Genomic DNA, 16617 nt, shown 5'->3' with positions numbered 1-16617 from the left:
GGAGTAACGAGTAGCGAGTGGCGAGCGCATACACGGCTTGCCACTCGCTACTCGCGGTTCATGGGTTCATCTTGGGATCAACAAGGCTCTCAACAACCCGGGGAAAATGCTCATGCTCGAGTTCGTGGATGCGCGCGGCCAGGGTCTCGGTCGTATCGCCGGGCAGCACGGGACAGCGGGCCTGGAAGAGGTGCTCGCCCTCATCGTAGCGCTCGTTCACCCGATGGATGGTGATGCCGCTCTCGGTGTCGCCGGCCGACAGCACTGCCGCATGCACATGGTGGCCCCACATGCCCCGGCCGCCATGGCGGGGAAGCAAGGCGGGATGGATGTTGACCATGCGGCCTTGATAGGCTCGGACCAGCTCCGCGGGCACCAGGCGCAGGAAACCAGCAAGCACCACCAGGTCGACACGCAGCGCCTGCAGCTCGCGGAGCACCGTGCCATCCCGCAATTGGGCCGGGGTGAAGCGGTAGCTCGGCACGCCCAGGTCCCACGCACGGGCGAACACCCCGGCCTCGGGGCGGTCGCCCGCCACCAGCACCACCTCGGCCACGGAAGAGCCCTGAAAGTGCTCGATGAGCCGCTGGGCGTTGCTGCCGCTTCCGGAGGCCAGGATGGCGATGCGCTTCACGCTGCGAAGGTGCGCACTCCGCGCCAGTGCCGACCTTCGAGGCATGAGCAGCCCGGAAGGACCCCGTACCGTGCCCCATCTCCCGACCGAATATCCCGCGGAGGACATGCTCCGGAGGGCCGTCGCTTTCCGCGAACTGATGGCCCACCGCCGCAGCGTGCGTCACTTCAGCGACCGGCCGGTGCCGCGGGAGCTGATGGAGGAGCTGATCGCCACGGCCTCCACCGCGCCCAGCGGTGCGCACAAGCAGCCTTGGACCTTCTGCCTGGTGGGCGACCCTGAACTGAAACGCCGGATCCGCGAGGCGGCCGAGGAGGAGGAGCACGCCAGCTACCACGGGCGCATGTCCGTCGAATGGCTGGCCGATCTGGCCCCACTGGGCACCGATTGGCACAAGCCCTTCCTGGAGGCCGCGCCCTGGCTGGTGGTGGTCTTCAAGCAGGCTCATGGGCAGAACCCGGATGGCACGCGCCGCAAGCACTATTACGTGGAGGAGAGCGTGGGGCTGGCCTGTGGCCTGCTGCTGGCGGCGGCGCAGCACGCGGGCCTGGTGACCCTCACCCACACGCCCAGCCCCATGAACTTTCTGACACGCCTGCTGGACCGCCCGGCCAATGAACGGCCCTACCTGTTGATACCCATGGGCTTTGCGGCCCCCGACTGCCGTGTGCCTGACCTGATGCGCAAGCCGCTGGTCGAGGTGCTGGTGCCCTACCTGTCGGTCCGGTGACGGAGGCCGCATCGAAAAAGTGTTTCCTTTGCACCCTCATCAACTAAACGACACTGTCATGTCGGACATCAAATCCAGGGTCATCGCAATCATCGTGGACAAGCTCGGGGTCGACCAGGGCGAGGTCAACATGGAGGCGAGCTTCACCAACGACCTTGGCGCTGACAGCCTCGATACCGTCGAGCTCATCATGGAGTTCGAGAAGGAGTTCAACATCGCCATCCCCGATGACCAGGCCGAGAAGATCCAGACCGTGGGTCAGGCCGTGGACTACGTGGAGAAGAACGCGAAGTAAGCCCGGGCCCATCGGGCTCTCCCCATGCAGCTCAGACGCGTTGTTGTGACCGGTCTGGGCGCGCTCACCCCCATCGGCAACACGCTTGCCGCCTACTGGGAGGGGTTGGTGAGCGGCCGAAGCGGCGCCGCGCCCATCACGCGCTTCGACGCATCGAAGTTCAAGACCCGCTTCGCATGCGAGGTCAAGGGCTTCGATGCCGAGGCGTTCATGGACCGCAAGGAGGCCCGCAAGACCGACCCGTACGCCCAGTTCGCCTTGGTGTGCGCCGATGAGGCGATCACCGACAGCGGTCTGCTCTCCGACAAGCTGGACCGCGACCGCGTGGGGGTGATCTGGGGCAGCGGCATCGGCGGGCTGAAGACCTTCCAGGACGAGTGCATCGGCTTCGGAAAGGGCGACGGTACCCCGCGCTTCAACCCGTTCTTCATCCCCAAGATGATCGCGGACAGCGCGGCGGGGCTGATCAGCATGAAGCATACGCTCCGCGGCCCCAGCTATGTGACCGCCAGCGCCTGCGCCAGCAGCAACAACGCCTTGATCGACGCCTTCAACGCCATCCGCCTGGGCCTGTGCCCGGCCGTGGTCACCGGCGGGAGCGAGGCGGCGATCTACGAGGCGGGCGTGGGCGGCTTCAACGCCCTCCACGCCATGAGCACCCGCAACGACGACCCGGCCACGGCGTCCCGGCCCTATGACAAGGACCGTGATGGATTCGTGCTGGGCGAGGGCGGCGCGGCCATCGTGCTGGAGGACCTGGATCACGCGCTGGCCCGGGGGGCCAAGATCTACGCCGAGGTGATCGGGGGGGGGATGAGCAGCGATGCGTACCACATCACCGCCCCGCACCCCGAAGGCCTCGGCGCGGAGCTGTGCATGAAGTTCGCCCTCAAGGACGCCGGTCTCGCACCTGCGGACATCGACTACATCAACACCCACGGCACCAGCACACCGATCGGCGACCCGCAGGAGGTGAAGGCCATTGAGCGTGTATTCGGCGAGCACGCTTACGCGCTGAACATCAGCGCCACCAAGAGCATGACCGGGCACCTGCTCGGCGGAGCCGGGGCGGTGGAAGGCGTGGCCGCCATCATGGCCGTGCACACCGACACGGTGCCCCCCACCATCAACCACTTCACGGACGATCCCGAGATCGACCACCGGCTGAACTTCACGTTCAACTCCGCGCAAAAGCGCACGGTGAACGCCGCCATGAGCAATACGTTCGGCTTCGGCGGCCACAACACCGCGGTGATCTTCCGCAAGTACCGCTAGTACCGCTTGATCCGCTCGCTGCTGCTCCGCGCCCGCGCCTCGGCCGAGGACCGGCGCATCCTGGCCTGGGTGAAGCGCTCCTTCGGCATACGCCCCGCCGACCTGGTCCTGTACAAGCAGGCGCTGCGCCACAGCAGCGCGGTGCCCGAGGACCGGCCCGACCTGCCCGACAACGAGCGCCTCGAGTTCCTCGGCGATGCCATCCTGGACGCGGTGGTGGGCAGCTTGCTCTTCGAGCGTTACCCCAAGGAGGGCGAGGGCTTCCTCACCCGCATGCGCAGCAAGCTCGTGAGCCGCCAGCAACTGAGCGAGTTGGCCCGCCGGGTGGACATCGGCAAGGTGATGGAGAGCAATGTCACCCGGGGGCACGAGACCAGCGTGCCCGGCAACGCGCTAGAGGCCATCTTCGGCGCCATCTACCTGGAGCAGGGCTTCGATCGGGCGCGCAAGGCCATCGTCAAGCTGATCATCAGCCAGTACGACCTGCGTGAACTGGAGAAGGAGGACCGCGACAACAAGAGCCGCCTGCTGGAGTGGGGCCAGAAACACCGCAAGCGGGTGGACTTCCACATCACCGAGGAAGGAGGCCGCGGTGTCCGCGGCAAGACCTACCTCTGCGAGGTGAAGGTGGACGGCGATGTGCGCGGGAGCGGGCGAGGCCCCAGCAAGAAGAAGGCCGAACAGGAGGCCGCCGACGCCGCCTTCCGCACCATGGAGAAGCGGCGCAGCAGCGGTCGTGGTCGAGGCCGCGGCCGGGGCGGACGGCCCCGCGAAGGAGGCGCCGACAGGGAGGTGCCGAGCACCACGCCCGACCAAGGTGGGTAACACCCCGTGGTGCATAGGTGGGGGCCCGGGCTCGCGGCCACCCCTCGCGCCAGGCCTACCTTTGACCGTCCATGGCCAAGACCACGCGCATCCGCCTTGATGTGGAGCCCGACCCCGAAGTGCACGTGATCGGCATCAGCAGCCATGTGAACGACTACCGGCTGTGCTGGTCCCTGAACCTGAGCTTGGGGATCGCCCTGACGCGCCGCGACCGCGACATCCTCGACAGTTCAGCGGAGGGCACCTCGCGCCACGCGGCCTTCGACCATGACGACCCCGAGACGCAGGTGCGTTACACCCTGGTGAACAACCGGGGAGGCGCGGGCCCGCTCATCAAGGACCAGCGGTCGGCCGACTATTTCCTGGTGGTGGACGAGCAGGCGCCCGAGGCGCCCGAGGAGTTGCTGGAACGTGTACGCGCCGCAGAGTTCGTGCTGGCCGCCTACCCGGTGCCCTTCGACCAGCTACGCGCCGGCCACAAACTCCTGCAGTGACCCCGATGCCCCACAACGACCCCAAGACCAAGATCGTCGCCACCATCGGACCGGCCAGTGCGCCGGTCGACGTGCTCCGCGAGCTCATGCGCAACGGCATGGACGTGGCCCGCCTGAACTTCAGCCACGGCTCCTACGACTTCTATCGCGAGCTCATCGCCAACATCCGCCGGCTCAACGAGGAGCTCGGCCTCAACACGGCCATCCTGGCGGACCTGCAGGGCCCCAAGCTCCGCGTGGGCGAGATGGAGAACGGGGCCATCGACCTGCCCGACGGCAGCGAGCTGGTGATCACCACCGAACCCGTGAAGGGGCGTCCCGGCCTGGTGAGCACCACCTACACGCAGTTCTCACAGGACGTCAAGCCCGGGGAGATCGCTCTGCTGGACGATGGCAAGATCCGCCTGGAGGTGGTGTCCACCGACGGCCGCAGCCGGGTCACCACCCGCGTGCTCAACGGCGGGCCGCTCAGCGCCAACAAGGGCCTCAACCTGCCTAACACCAAGGTGAGCCTGCCCTGCCTCACGGACAAGGACCTGAAGGACCTGGACTTCGCCCTGGAGCAGAACGTGGACTGGGTGGGCCTGAGCTTCGTGCGCAGCGCACGCGACATCATCGAGCTCAAGCACATCATCCGCGCCCAGGACAAGCACGCCAGGGTGGTGGCCAAGATCGAGAAGCCCGAGGCCCTGCTGGAGATCGACGACATCATCCGGGAATCGGATGCGCTGATGGTGGCCCGCGGCGACCTGGGGGTCGAGATCCCCATGGAAAAGGTGCCGCTGGTGCAGAAGGACCTCATCCGCCGCTGCCTGGCCATGCACCGCCCGGTGATCGTGGCCACGCAGATGATGGAGAGCATGATCACCAACATCACGCCCACCCGCGCCGAGGTGAACGATGTGGCCAACGCCGTGCTCGATCATGCCGATGCCGTGATGCTGAGCGCCGAGACCAGCGTGGGCAAACACCCCGTGGAGGTGGTGAAGGCCATGAACCGCATCCTGGTGGAGATGGAAACGGCCGAGGGCATGTACAACGTGCCCAACCCGCCCCTGGAGAGCAACGAACGCACGGTGAGCGACGCCATCAGCATCGCCGCCGTGCGCATGACCGAGGCCATGCCCGTGAAGGCCATCGTCACCATGACCCACAGCGGCTACACCGCCTTCAAGATCAGCAGCATGCGCCCGAAGGCCAACATCTACGCCTTCACCAGCAACCCGGCCATCCTGTGCATGCTGAACCTGGTGTGGGGCGTGCGCGCGCACTACTACGACAAGACGGTCAGCACCGACCACACCATCGCCGACATCAAGCACCTGCTGCGCCGCCGCAATCAGGTGCAGAAGGGCGACCTGGTGATCAACATCGCCAGCATGCCCATCGCTGAGAAGGGCATGGCGAACATGCTGAAGTTGAGCCCGGCCTAACGGGCCTGTTTGATCAGTTTGCACCTATGTGCTGCGCCATCCGCGCGCACCATCAACAAGTAATGCCCATCGGCCAAGCGGGAGAGATCGAACGTCTGCCGGGTTGATAACACCCTCTCCTGGAATACCATGCGTCCGCTGGCATCGCGCATTTGGAGCAGGCCACCGACCAAGTCCTCTTCCACGGCAAGCAGAACATGATCAGCCGCCGGATTGGGCATCAGGTGCATCTGCGCGACTGCATCCGCCGCGGTGGTATCCGAAGTGGTGATGATCGCTGTTCGCGCCGTATTCGTGATCACTGGGGCATTGAGGTCGAAGAAGATCGCGGCGGTATTCCGGATGGAATCGCCGACAAGGAGATCGGTACGAGGTCGTATGCGGTAGCGGACGAAACCATGGCTCATCAATTCGTTCACGTTGCTGTCCGGCAGCAGGATGTTGTCGAACTGGAAGCGCATCTTGTGATCGAAGTCGTAGTAGGTCAGCGCCAATGGGTGCGAAGCGTCGATGAGCTCGAAGCTGGGCAGGTACGCGTTCGCTGGCAGGTGGTTTTCCACAGCAACGGTGAATGCCGTATCGGTGCCTGTGTTCTGGAACCGGATCGTGTAGTCCAGAACGGCATCGGCCAATGCGCTCACGAGCATTTCGGTCGGTTCCACCAGAATGTCGTTGGGGTCGAAGGAGCCGGTGACCTGGTTGTTCGTGGTAACGGTGTTGTCCCCGGGAACGAGATCGCCTGCGATGGGCGTGATCTCCGTCGTGGTGGTCACCGGGCTTCCCAGCGTGTCCCCAATGGATTGCGTGCAGTACACGGCGAGTTGGATGTTCTGTAGCGGAAGCAACGGTCCGAGCGCCCACGTGAGCATGCTGCCATTGATGCTTCCTGGTGCGATCGACGCGGAGTCGAAGTCGAGGCCATCATCGAGCGCGAGGCTGAGGTCTGCGCCAATGCTCGTCGTTCCCACGTTGCGGCAGAGCACATCGTAGCGGACGGGGAAGCCTGGACGGAAGGGTGAGACGGGCGTGAGGAAGACCTGGAGATCCTGCGCTGGTACCATGGCCGTGTACCGGAAGTCGAGGCCGCTCACTGCTGGTTCATTGCCCGTAGTGCTTGGGGAGTGCGTGGCTGGGTCTTGTGTGAAGTGCGCGATCGTTGGGCCTGTGATGATGTGCTGGGCCGGGCCGTTCACCGCGAACTCATAATGGCCGCTGGCTTCTGAAAGGGCTAGTTCGGCATTGTTGCTCAGCTCCACCAGCCGCCTACCGATACGGGGATCGTCAACACTGATGCTGGTATCGTTGTCCGCATCCACGTAGAGCGTGCCAGTGAGCAGGGTGCTCTTTCCATTGAACCGCACGGTCCAGATGTCCTGATAAGCCACGTTCCCAGGAACGAAGTGGTCCGCCGATATTGACATCCCAGTCGCGACGAAGCCATCGTCAGTAGGCGCAAGTGCGTATAGGAGATCTCCATCACTTCCGCCCACGGACTTCTCCCAGAGCAGGTCACCATTTGGGTTCACCAATAGGAGCCAGCCATCCCCGCCACCATAGGGCGCCTGGTTCACCAACACGTCGTAGCAAACGCTAACATCTCCATCGGATGAGGTGGTGCTTCCCGCGATCAGGCAGTTTCCTTGATATGGGATCATGTCAGACGGACTATCCGGAAGGCTTCCGCCGTAGGAACGGCTCCATATGATCGCACCAGAGGCGTCCACGCGCATGAGCCACACATCCCAGTTACCGTGGTTCTGCGGAAGATCTCCATCGGAAGAGTTCGATGTGCCAAGGACAAGGTAGTCCCCGCCCGACAAGCCACGGATGTCGAGGAATTGATCCACGGCCGAACCGCCATACGTGCGGTCCCATTCGATATCCCCGTTCGCATCGAGCTTCACCAGCCAACCATCGTATTGACCATAGAGCGGCGTGCTCACGTCGCCATCACTGGATCCGGTCCACCCTGCGAGAAGGGCACCGCCATCCGCAGTAGCTATGATGGATTGACCAATGTCCACGGAGCTGCCGCCATAAGTGCTCTCCCATAGTTCAGTGCCAGCGCTGTCCAAGGCGATGACCCACGCTTCCCAGTCGTTTTGTCCGCGGAATCCGGAAACGAAGCAACCCCCATCCGATCGTGCGGCTACATGGATCCCCTGGTCGTTCTGGTCCACAAGGCCAGCATAGAAGCGCTCCCAGATCACAGAGCCGGCGGGGGTGACCTTCACGACCCAGAGATCTTTGTCGCCCCAACTATCGATGATCACCTGCCCTGCATCGTAGATGCTACCGGCGAAGACAAAGTTCCCATCGGGCATCACGGCGCCATGCATGATCTGAACGAGGCCGAGGTCACCGATGCGGTTTCCCCATTGCATTTGTCCTAAGCTGTCGAGGCCGATGAATACCACCTCCCCGTTGGCCGGCCCCGAGGTGTTGCCGAGTTGTCCATCTGCGGAATTGCTCGTTGCTGCAAGAAAGAAGCTCTTGTCGGGCAACTGATGGATAAAGTGCCCGGCGTCCGAATAGCCGCTTCCAAGCGAGCGTGTCCAGGCCACGGAGGGGATCTGTGCATGCACGTATGCAGTCAGGATGAGCGCCATCAGGGCAGAGACGATCGCTTTCACGGCAGATGGTATCTCAAAGACGAAAGTAGAGGCTGATAGTGGTGTCCTCGGCCAACTCAGTCTCAGGCATAGCGCTACCTCTCCACCACCACCTTCACGTAGCGCAGTCCCTCGTTGGTCTTCAGCACCACGGTGTAGGTGCCTGGAGCCTCCTGGGCCAGGTCCACGGAGAAACTGTGCTCGCCAAGGGCGCTATGCGCATGCAGCAGGCGCCGCACCAGACCGCCGTCCGCCCGCAGCACGCTCAGGTCCGCGATGGTGCTGCGGTCCAGCCGCAGCACGACGATCAAGGGCCCGTCCGTGATCGTGGGCGTGGCGCTGAGCGCATGGTATTCCGGCGCCGCAACGGCCGCGTTCGTGCCCGTGCCAATGTCCCTGGAGTACTTGTAGATGTAGGTGCCGGACATGTAGGCCAGCGAATCGTTGAGGCGGAAGAAGCGGTTGTAGTTGTTGCCCACGGTCTCCAGCGCCCAGGTGAGGCCGCCATCGGTGGTGCCGTACAGCAGGTTGCCCCCGCCCACCCAGCCCTGCAGGGTGTCCATGAAGCCCACCACCTCCACGTAGGTATAGCTGTTGGCCGCCACGATGGTGCTCCACGTCTGCCCGCCATCGGTGCTGCGCAGCAGGCGCGTGTCGTCGTTCATCGGTTCGCTGTACACCGAGGCGTACCAGTGGTCCGCGTCCAGCCGCTGGATCTTCCACACGATGTCCGAGGTGACCCCGGTGAAGTGCTTCGGCTGCCAGCTGAGCCCCCCGTCCGTGGTGTACAGGATGACGCCACCGTTGCCCGCCGGCGCGGCCGTGCCGGTGACGAAGCCGGTGTCCGCGCTGATGAAGTGCACATCCACCAACGCCGTGGCGTGTGCGCCCATGTTGATGAAGGACCAGCTGAAGCCGCCATCGCTGCTTTTCACCACGTACGCCGGAGAGGCCCAGAGTCCCACGCCATAGATGGTGGTCGGAGCGGGTGCGGAGAGGCCGCAGATGCCGGGCGGCTGTGGGGTGATCAGTGGGGCCACATCGGTCCAGGTGGCCCCGCCGTCCACTGTGCGGAACAGCGACCCGCTCAAGGATCCGCAATAGCCGTGCTGGGCATCGATGAACTCGATGCTGCGCAGGTATTGTCCGGAGGTGTACTGCAGGTCCCACGTGGCGCCACCGTCCTCGGTGCGGCGGATCGTGCCGGCCGGACCGCCCGCCGCCCAGCCCACCGTGTCGTTGATGAAGAAGACGTCGTCGTGGCGCCCGGAAGGCGGGATGTTCAGCGTCGTCCACGTCCCTTGGGCGAAGGCCTGGCCGGTGAACAGCGCGGACGACAGGAATAAGAGGAGCGATCGCATCAGGAGGTGGCCGGAAGCCAAGGTAAGGCCGGGGATCCAGCGGGGCAGAACCCGCTCAGCCGCTGATCCGGCGCCCGAGGACCAGGTCCACGTTGAAGCCGGGCTGTTTCAGGCGGTGACCGTGATGGAGTGGTGGCGGAAGCGGTCTGTATGACCACCCGGGCAGCATCCCATGCGTTCGACCTATCTTCATGCAAATGCCGCTCGCATGAAGCTTCGTTCCATAAGCCTGCTCGTGCTGCTTCCCTTCGTCGCCTCCGCACAGATCACCCTACCGGGTTTTCAGGCTTCCGACACGGTCACACGTACCTGCCCATGGGACACGACGGTCGTGGTGCTCACCTATGCCGACTGGGAGGCCTACCAGACGCTTGACGACACGTGGAACGGACCGGTGGACAGCACCATCTGTCTCTCCCTTGCGCATGTCATTGGCCAGGATGTGGAGGCCCGGATCGACTTCGATGATGCCGACCCTGCCAGACCGGTGTTCCTGCGCTTGCTCATGGACTCGGCCACCGCGATACCGTTGGTCGCCGATGATCAGTACGCCTTCGTGGTCGATGGCTTTCCCCTGTCGGGTACGACCCTTGATCAGGGCGCGACCTGCACGGAGGGCCTTTGCTCGGGCATCCGCGCGGCGGTGCGCATACCGGACAGCACAGGAGCGGGAAGCGACCTGCGCTGGTATCAAGCCAGCTATGGGTCCGGTCAGTTCGGGTCGCCGCTCTCCCTCTGTGTGCCCACGGAGGGCTTTACGGACAATGCGCTGCGAGAGCTGGTCCTGAAGTTCACGCTGGCCTCCCCTGGTCCCGGGCAACAGTTCCGCTTGCTGTGGCCGTGGGCGGAAGACCTGCTTCAGCAGGGGAACCTGGATCGGCTTGTGGAGGCGGACCTGCCCCAGTTCCAGACAGGCCCTGCCAGCTTCACCCTTTGGCCGGTGAGCGGCTCCAATTTCCTGGTGATGTATGAGGACACGACCTACCCCTCGCCGGCGCATGTGAGCTATTTCGATGTGACACCACTGCCGAACGTGGCGCAGCCCACCGCGGTAACGCTCACACTGGAACCGTACACCGGCTTCAACTTTCAGCCATTCACCCAGCTGCGCGGGGGAGCGGTGCTCAACAACGACAGTGTCTTCCACACGCTCACGGTGGTGAACAACGGTGCCGACCTCTGCCTCGCTTGGCAGATCGTGGAACTGTTCTGGGGTGATGGCGATCGCTATGTGCACCAGGATGGTCACCTGGGTTTCGAAGGGTCGCGTTCGTGTTTCATGTTCCGCAGGGGCAGCACCTTGGAGGTCGCTGCGGGCGCCACCCTGCATTATGGAGAAGGCAACCGCGGCATGCTGGCGTTGCTTACCGGCAGTGATGTGGTGATCGGATACGGTGGTGAACTGGTGATGCACGGCATGGTGGTCTTGAAGGAGGGGCCCGGGATCACGGGTCGACAGGACCTTCACACCCGGCTCGGCCCCGGCGCGCGCATCCGCTTCGCACCCGGCTCGAAGGTGTTCAATGGCGCCAGCAATACGGGGGACATGAAGTGGGTGATCGCCCTCGATGGTGGTACGGTTGACCTGGATGGCCTGAACGAAGTGGACCGGCAGAAGATCATCCTCGTGCAATTGCCCGAAGAACAGCTTACCGAGCTGACGGCCACGGTGCTGCCGAACGCGGTGCAGTTCCAGGTCGCTTCGCGCATCGAGGAGCAGGGTCTTTTGCGATGCTTCGATCCAATGGGTCGGCGACTTCTTGAACGGCAGGTCTCCCTGGCCGAGGGCCCATCGACCCTTCGCGTGGAAACGGCTGGATGGCGGGCCGGTGCCTACCTGGCCGTTCTCGATGTGAACGGGGAGCGCAGGGTCGCTCGCTGGGTCAGCCCTTGACCTTCCGGCCCAGCACCAGGTCCATATAGAAGCCGGGCTTCCTGAGCCGCGCCCGGAGGTCGAGGTCGGTGAACATGCTGCTGATGGTGTCCGCCAGAGCGGGGTTGCGGTTCGCGCGCTTCACCACGAAGTCGAACAACCATGCCCGGTGGGCGAGGTCCTGTAGCCGGGTGCTGATGGCCAGTTCCTGGCCCAGGCGCTTCCACACACGCGCATCGTAGGTCCTGAGGAACGCAGGGTCCGTACGACCCTCGCGGAGGGCCTCGTGCGCCACATCGGCGGCGTGCGCGCCACTGATCATCGCATGGCTGATGCCCTCGCCCGTGAAGGGGTCGATGAGGTGCCCGGCATCGCCGATCAGCAGGTAGCCCTCGCCGCTCAAGGGATGGCGCTTGCTGGCCAGGGGAAGCCCCATCCCCTGCACGGGTCCCTCGGCCGCGGCGTTCGCGAACCGGTGCTTCAGGGTGGGGTGGGTGGTGACGAGGCGCTCCAGCTCGGCCTTCAGGTCCAGCCGGCGTGTCCGCACGTGATCGCTGCGCAGACCCAGGCCCACGTTGGCACGGCCTCCGGGCAGTGGGAAGATCCAGAGGTAACCGGGCAGCAGCTCCTTCAGGAAGTGCAGCTCGATGAAGCCGTGCGGGTCGAGGTCGGTGATGCCGCGGTAGTAGGCGCGTACCCCGGCGGCGTGGTGGCGCGGCTCCATGGGCAGGCCGGCCACCTGGCGCGCGAAGTGCGAGTGGGCACCGTCCGCCGCGAGGAGGAGCCGGCAACGGATCGTGGCCGGTCCCTGGGCACCGCGTGCGAGGACCTCCCAGCCACCGCCCGTGCGCGTGTAGGAGACGGCCTGTGTGCCTTCCAGGAGGCGGGTGGCCTGGCCGCGCCGCACCGCGTCAACGAGGATCGCATCGAAGTCCATCCGCGGCAGGATCGCTCCTGGCGGCTCGCCCACGCCAGTGTGGCGGGAGAAGGGCACGCGAAGCGACCGGCCTCCCGGGGCCACGAAGGTGACCCCCCAGCTGGCCATGCGGTGGGCATTGGCGTTGACCCGTTCCACCAGGCCGGGGTCGATGCGCCCCAGCACCCGCATCACCTTCCCGCTCAGTGCATCGCCGCACACCTTGTCCCGGGGGAACACGGCTTTCTCGATCAGCGTGCAGCGCACGCCGTGCCGCGCCAGTTGCAGCGCCGCCGTGCATCCGCCGGGGCCGCCGCCCACGATCAAGACATCCGTGGCGTGCGTTGGAGCGGCGTTGGATGCGGAGGACGCCTGCATGCGGGACGCGCTAGCCGCGGAAAGCCTCCGCGCTGAACTGCTCCAGGAAGCGGACGTCGTTCTCCCAGTAGAGGCGCAGATCGGGCACCCGGTAGCGCAACTGGGCGATGCGCTCCACGCCCATGCCGAAGGCGAAGCCGCTGTAGACGAGCGGATCGATCCCGCAATTGCTCAGCACGGCGGGGTCCACCATGCCGCAGCCCATGATCTCCACCCATCCGCTGTGCTTGCACACCGTGCAACCCGCGCCGGCGCAGATGGTGCAGCTCATGTCCACCTCGGCGCTGGGCTCGGTGAAGGGGAAGTAGCTCGGCCGCATGCGGATGACCACCTCGGGCCCGAACATGGCCTTGGCGAAATGGTCCAGGGTGCCCTTCAGCTCGGCGAAGCTCACACCCTTGTCCACGTAGAGACCCTCCACCTGGTGGAACATGCAGTGGGCCCGCGCGCTGATGGCCTCGTTGCGGTACACGCGCCCGGGGCTCACCGTGCGGATGGGCGGCCGCTGACCTTCCATCACCCGCACCTGCACGCTGCTGGTGTGGGTGCGCAGGGCCAGGGCGTCCGCTGCAGCTGCCGGGGCGCCCGTCCCGGGAGCCACGAAAAAAGTGTCCTGCATATCGCGCGCAGGGTGCTCGGGCGGAAAGTTGAGCGCACCAAAGTTGTGGTGGTCATCCTCCACCTCAGGGCCTTCGCTTACGGTGAAGCCGATGCGGGCGAAGATGTCCACAATGCGCCGGCGCACCAGGGTGATGGGGTGCAGGCTGCCGGCCGGATCAAGGGCTGCCGGCCGCGTGGTATCATCCAGTCCCGCGTGGTCAACGCGCTGCTGGTCCACCGCCAGTTTCAGTTCATCCAATCGGGCCTGCGCGGCCTGTTTGAGCTGGTTGAGGCGCTGACCGAGGGCCTTCTTCTCCTCGGCGGCCAGCTGCTTGAAATCGTCGAACAGCGCGGTCACCGCTCCGTTACGGCCCAGAAAGGCGACGCGGAAGCGTTCCACCGCTTCGGTCGACTCCGCGGCGGCGGCCTTCACCTCGGCCTCCAGAGCGAGGATGCGCTCCTGGATGCTCATGGCAGCACCTTCATCCACATCCGGATGTCCTCGGCGGGGCGGTCGCGGCCATCGCGCTGCACGGCCGCGATCTTGTCCACCACATCGAGCCCTTCGACCACCTCGCCGAACACGGTGTACGCACCGTCCAGATGAGGGGCGCCGCCCACACTGGCATACCGCGCCTTGGCCGCATCGTCATAGGTGACCGGGGTCCCCATCGTGGCGTTGCGCTTGGCGATCATGTCCATCTCCTGTGGCTGGTAGGGGCGGCCCTGCACGATGTAGAACTGGCTGCCGCTGCTGGCCTTGGTGGGGTTCACCTGGTCGCCCTGCCGGGCTGCGGCCAGGGTGCCCTTCGTGTGGTAGAGGCCCGGGAGGATCTCCGCCGGCACGGTGTATCCCGGCCCCCCCGTGCCCAGCGGCATGCCGGCCGCGGCGCGCTTGCTGTCCGGGTCGCCCCCCTGCACCATGAAGCCCGGGATCACCCGGTGGAAGACCAGGCTGTCGTAGTAGTGCTCCTTTACCAGCTTCAGGAAGTTGTCGCGGTGCTGGGGGGTCTCATTGTAGAGCTCCACGATCATCGTTCCCCAACTGGTGCGCACTTCCACGCGGGGGCGCTTGGCGGTGCCCTTGATGCCTTTGGCGCTCTGAGCGGGCAGGGTGGCGGGGAGCATCAGGATCGCGAGCGCGACGGTGAGCTTGGTCGGGGTGATTTGCAGGAACATCGCTTTGGGCGCTACTTTTGAGGTTCGCCGAGCCTTCGCTGGCCAGGCGCCCAAAAGTACTGCGATGAGGCGATCGACCTTTCGTGCCCCGGTGATGACGCTGGCCGTGCTGTTGTGCTGGCCACTGCTGCCCTCCTGCAACAAGGAGAAGCCCACCATCGCCCGTATCCGGATCCAGGACCAGAACGGCAGCGCGGTGCCCGAGGCCTACGTGAAGCTGTACGCCGATCCGGTATATCCCCTGGGCGACCCCACGCGCCTCACCCAGGAAAAGCTCACCGGCAATGATGGCTGGGTCGAGTTCGATTTCACCGGGTTCTACGAGCAGGGCCAGGCCGGCTTCGCTGTGTTGGACATCGTGAGCTTCAAGGACAGTGCGGTGGGCGAGGGCATCATCAAGATCGTGGAGGAGGAGACCGCCGAGGAGGAGGTGACCCTGGTGCCTGTGACACCGTAGTGCGCAGTGCCGCCCGCGAGTTCGGTCAGCGGGCACAACGGCCGTTCATGATCCCATCCTTCGTGCTCGCGCGGGCAGTGACCACGCACGGGCTAGCGCGTGACCGTGATCAGCGCTCGAAGTAGTCCAGCAAGGCCTCCTTCATCAGACGCTCCTGTTCCTTGTCGGAAAGAGGGGGCAGCTCCCGCGCGCGTTCGAAGTGCGGCCAACCATCAGCATCGCGCCCCAGTTCACTGTAATAGCCGTAGGGCAGCAGCAACACGCAGATGCCGATGTGCATGAGGTTCACCTTCTCGTCCTTCTTGAACTCGCGGGCGTGCTGCCCGAGCTCCTGTACCCCCACCAGGAAGATCAACCCGTTGAGGTCGACGGGTACGCCGAACCGCTGCTCCATGTGCTTGAGCAGGTCGCGCCATCGCTTGTCGAAGGTGAGGTCCAAAAGGGTGGAATGTGAAAAGGTGGAAATGAGCGAATGTGGCTTCCTGCGGGGCGCAAAGATGCCATCGGACCGATCGCATCGTCACCTCGCGCACATTCACCACATTCACATCCATGAACTGGCTGGACTGGGTCTTGGTGGCTTTGCTGGGCATTGGCGCCGTGCAGGGGTTCCTGCATGGGTTCGTGCGCGAGCTCGCCGGTCTGCTGGCCTGGGTGGCGGGCATCTGGGCGGGCCTTCACCTCAATGATCGGGTGGCGGCCTGGCTCGGCCTTGACCCAGCGCAGGAGGTGGTGAGCTTCCTGGTCACCTTCCTGGTGGTGCTGCTGGCGGTGCACGTGTTGGGGCGTGCGCTCACCACGGCCATCGACGCGGCACAGCTCGGTCTGCCCAACAAGGTGGCCGGGGTGGCCTTCGCCCTGGTCCGGAAGGCCTTCGTGCTGAGCGTGCTCATCAATCTGTTCGCCGCGTGGCAGGGCGCGCGCCGGAGCGCTGTCCACGAGGCGCTCGATGGGTCGGTGGTCGCGACCCCGCTTCGCGCCTTCGCACCGCTCCTCGTGCCCGCGCTGGGCGAGGCCAAGTGGGTGGGCCGAACGTTGGAACAGGTGGAACAGGAGCTGGAAGAGCGCCTGTGAGCACCGGGGCGCGGCCGCCTGGTCAGGCCTTCTTCACGCGGACGGCGTTCATGCCACGCGGGCCACGCTCAAGCTCGAAGGTGACCGTGTCGCCCACGCGCACCTCCTCGAGCATGGCACTGATGTGCACGAAATAGCGCTCGCGCGAGCCGTTGTCCTGGATGAATCCGAAGCCCCGGCCTTCATCAAAGCGGTCCAGCCGGCCCTTCAGCGGTTCGGGCGGCACATCCTCGCGGCGGGGCACACCGAGCTCGATGTCCTCTGCCTTGACCTCCTGACGTTTCGTGGGGTCGGGCGGGGTGTCGGTGATCCGGCCGTGCTCGTCGACGTACGCGATCATGTTGTCCAGGCCTCCGCCGGCACTGTTGGCCTTTCGCTCGGCCTTACGGCGCTCCTTTTCCTCCTGCTTCTGTTGACGGCGCTTTTCCTGCTCGCGTTTGTTGAACGAATCGGCCATGCGGAAATGTTGGTCCCGTGGGGT

General features: G+C 65.1%; 17 protein-coding genes. 9 read left to right on the top strand and 8 right to left on the bottom strand.

Annotation, left to right across the window (positions count from 1 at the left end; translation table 11 throughout):
• Window positions 1-58 precede the first annotated feature (58 nt).
• Window positions 59-634: a phosphoribosylglycinamide formyltransferase gene (gene purN / locus IPJ87_14620; protein ID MBK7943084.1), complete on the bottom strand. Its 576-nt coding sequence runs from the start codon at window positions 632-634 to the stop codon at window positions 59-61.
• A 43-nt stretch (window positions 635-677) separates the two neighbouring features.
• On the opposite strand from purN, the gene IPJ87_14615 reads away from it, so the two are divergent.
• The 6 genes from IPJ87_14615 (at window position 678) to pyk (ending at window position 5686) form a co-directional block, all read left to right on the top strand.
• Window positions 678-1364, top strand: a complete 687-nt coding sequence (locus IPJ87_14615) for a nitroreductase family protein (GenBank protein MBK7943083.1) — start codon at window positions 678-680, stop codon at window positions 1362-1364.
• Between the two features lie 58 nt (window positions 1365-1422).
• A complete protein-coding gene (locus IPJ87_14610; GenBank protein MBK7943082.1) occupies window positions 1423-1659 on the top strand; it encodes an acyl carrier protein in 237 nt (78 codons plus the stop codon).
• A 24-nt stretch (window positions 1660-1683) separates the two neighbouring features.
• The gene (fabF, locus tag IPJ87_14605; protein ID MBK7943081.1) at window positions 1684-2934 is read left to right on the top strand and encodes a beta-ketoacyl-ACP synthase II; all 1251 of its coding nucleotides are present in this window, start codon (window positions 1684-1686) and stop codon (window positions 2932-2934) included.
• Window positions 2935-2940: 6 nt separating this feature from the next.
• Window positions 2941-3759, top strand: a complete 819-nt coding sequence (gene rnc, locus IPJ87_14600; protein MBK7943080.1) for a ribonuclease III — start codon at window positions 2941-2943, stop codon at window positions 3757-3759.
• Window positions 3760-3830: 71 nt separating this feature from the next.
• Window positions 3831-4253, top strand: a complete 423-nt coding sequence (locus tag IPJ87_14595) for an IPExxxVDY family protein (protein MBK7943079.1) — start codon at window positions 3831-3833, stop codon at window positions 4251-4253.
• 5 nt (window positions 4254-4258) lie between these two features.
• On the top strand, window positions 4259-5686 hold the full coding sequence (gene pyk, locus IPJ87_14590) for a pyruvate kinase (GenBank protein MBK7943078.1): 1428 nt from the start codon (window positions 4259-4261) through the stop codon (window positions 5684-5686).
• Here the strand turns inward: pyk and IPJ87_14585 are convergent.
• Together IPJ87_14585 and IPJ87_14580 are read right to left on the bottom strand one after the other, a co-directional pair.
• A complete protein-coding gene (locus IPJ87_14585; GenBank protein ID MBK7943077.1) occupies window positions 5683-8295 on the bottom strand; it encodes a T9SS type A sorting domain-containing protein in 2613 nt (870 codons plus the stop codon). The two genes, pyk and IPJ87_14585, sit on opposite strands and share 4 nt — an antisense overlap.
• A gap of 98 nt (window positions 8296-8393) precedes the next feature.
• Window positions 8394-9659 (bottom strand): hypothetical protein, encoded by a 1266-nt coding sequence (locus IPJ87_14580; protein MBK7943076.1) that lies wholly within the window; start codon window positions 9657-9659, stop codon window positions 8394-8396.
• A 208-nt stretch (window positions 9660-9867) separates the two neighbouring features.
• On the opposite strand from IPJ87_14580, the gene IPJ87_14575 reads away from it, so the two are divergent.
• A complete protein-coding gene (locus IPJ87_14575; protein ID MBK7943075.1) occupies window positions 9868-11553 on the top strand; it encodes a hypothetical protein in 1686 nt (561 codons plus the stop codon).
• Here IPJ87_14575 and IPJ87_14570 read toward each other — a convergent pair.
• From IPJ87_14570 to IPJ87_14560, 3 genes are read right to left on the bottom strand one after another with little or no spacing between them, the layout of a single operon-like run.
• Window positions 11543-12826, bottom strand: coding sequence for a geranylgeranyl reductase family protein (locus IPJ87_14570; protein ID MBK7943074.1), 1284 nt, complete (start codon window positions 12824-12826; stop codon window positions 11543-11545). The genes IPJ87_14575 and IPJ87_14570 overlap by 11 nt on opposite strands.
• Before the next feature lie 10 nt (window positions 12827-12836).
• Window positions 12837-13898, bottom strand: coding sequence for a phenylalanine--tRNA ligase subunit alpha (pheS, locus tag IPJ87_14565; protein MBK7943073.1), 1062 nt, complete (start codon window positions 13896-13898; stop codon window positions 12837-12839).
• Complete coding sequence (locus tag IPJ87_14560; protein MBK7943072.1) at window positions 13895-14605, bottom strand: peptidylprolyl isomerase; 711 nt, start codon at window positions 14603-14605, stop codon at window positions 13895-13897. The genes pheS and IPJ87_14560 overlap by 4 nt, the downstream gene beginning before the upstream one ends.
• Window positions 14606-14699: 94 nt before the next feature.
• Here IPJ87_14560 and IPJ87_14555 point away from each other — a divergent pair, with 94 nt between their 5' ends.
• Entirely contained in the window at window positions 14700-15062 is a 363-nt protein-coding gene (locus IPJ87_14555; protein MBK7943071.1) for a hypothetical protein, read from the top strand.
• Window positions 15063-15171: 109 nt separating this feature from the next.
• On the opposite strand, the gene IPJ87_14550 is transcribed toward IPJ87_14555, so the two are convergent.
• Complete coding sequence (locus tag IPJ87_14550; GenBank protein MBK7943070.1) at window positions 15172-15456, bottom strand: hypothetical protein; 285 nt, start codon at window positions 15454-15456, stop codon at window positions 15172-15174.
• Between the two features lie 158 nt (window positions 15457-15614).
• On the opposite strand from IPJ87_14550, the gene IPJ87_14545 reads away from it, so the two are divergent.
• On the top strand, window positions 15615-16136 hold the full coding sequence (locus IPJ87_14545; protein MBK7943069.1) for a CvpA family protein: 522 nt from the start codon (window positions 15615-15617) through the stop codon (window positions 16134-16136).
• A 22-nt stretch (window positions 16137-16158) separates the two neighbouring features.
• Here IPJ87_14545 and IPJ87_14540 read toward each other — a convergent pair whose 3' ends face one another.
• Window positions 16159-16593 carry a cold shock domain-containing protein gene (locus IPJ87_14540; GenBank protein ID MBK7943068.1) on the bottom strand — a complete coding sequence of 145 codons (435 nt, stop codon included), beginning with the start codon at window positions 16591-16593 and terminating at the stop codon, window positions 16159-16161.
• Between the last annotated feature and the right edge of the window lie 24 nt (window positions 16594-16617).

The sequence above is a fragment of the Flavobacteriales bacterium genome (genome assembly GCA_016713875.1).
GTDB lineage: Bacteria > Bacteroidota > Bacteroidia > Flavobacteriales_F > PHOS-HE28 > PHOS-HE28.
Note: the sequence above shows the minus strand (reverse complement) of the source record. Positions and strands in the feature narration are given on the sequence as shown.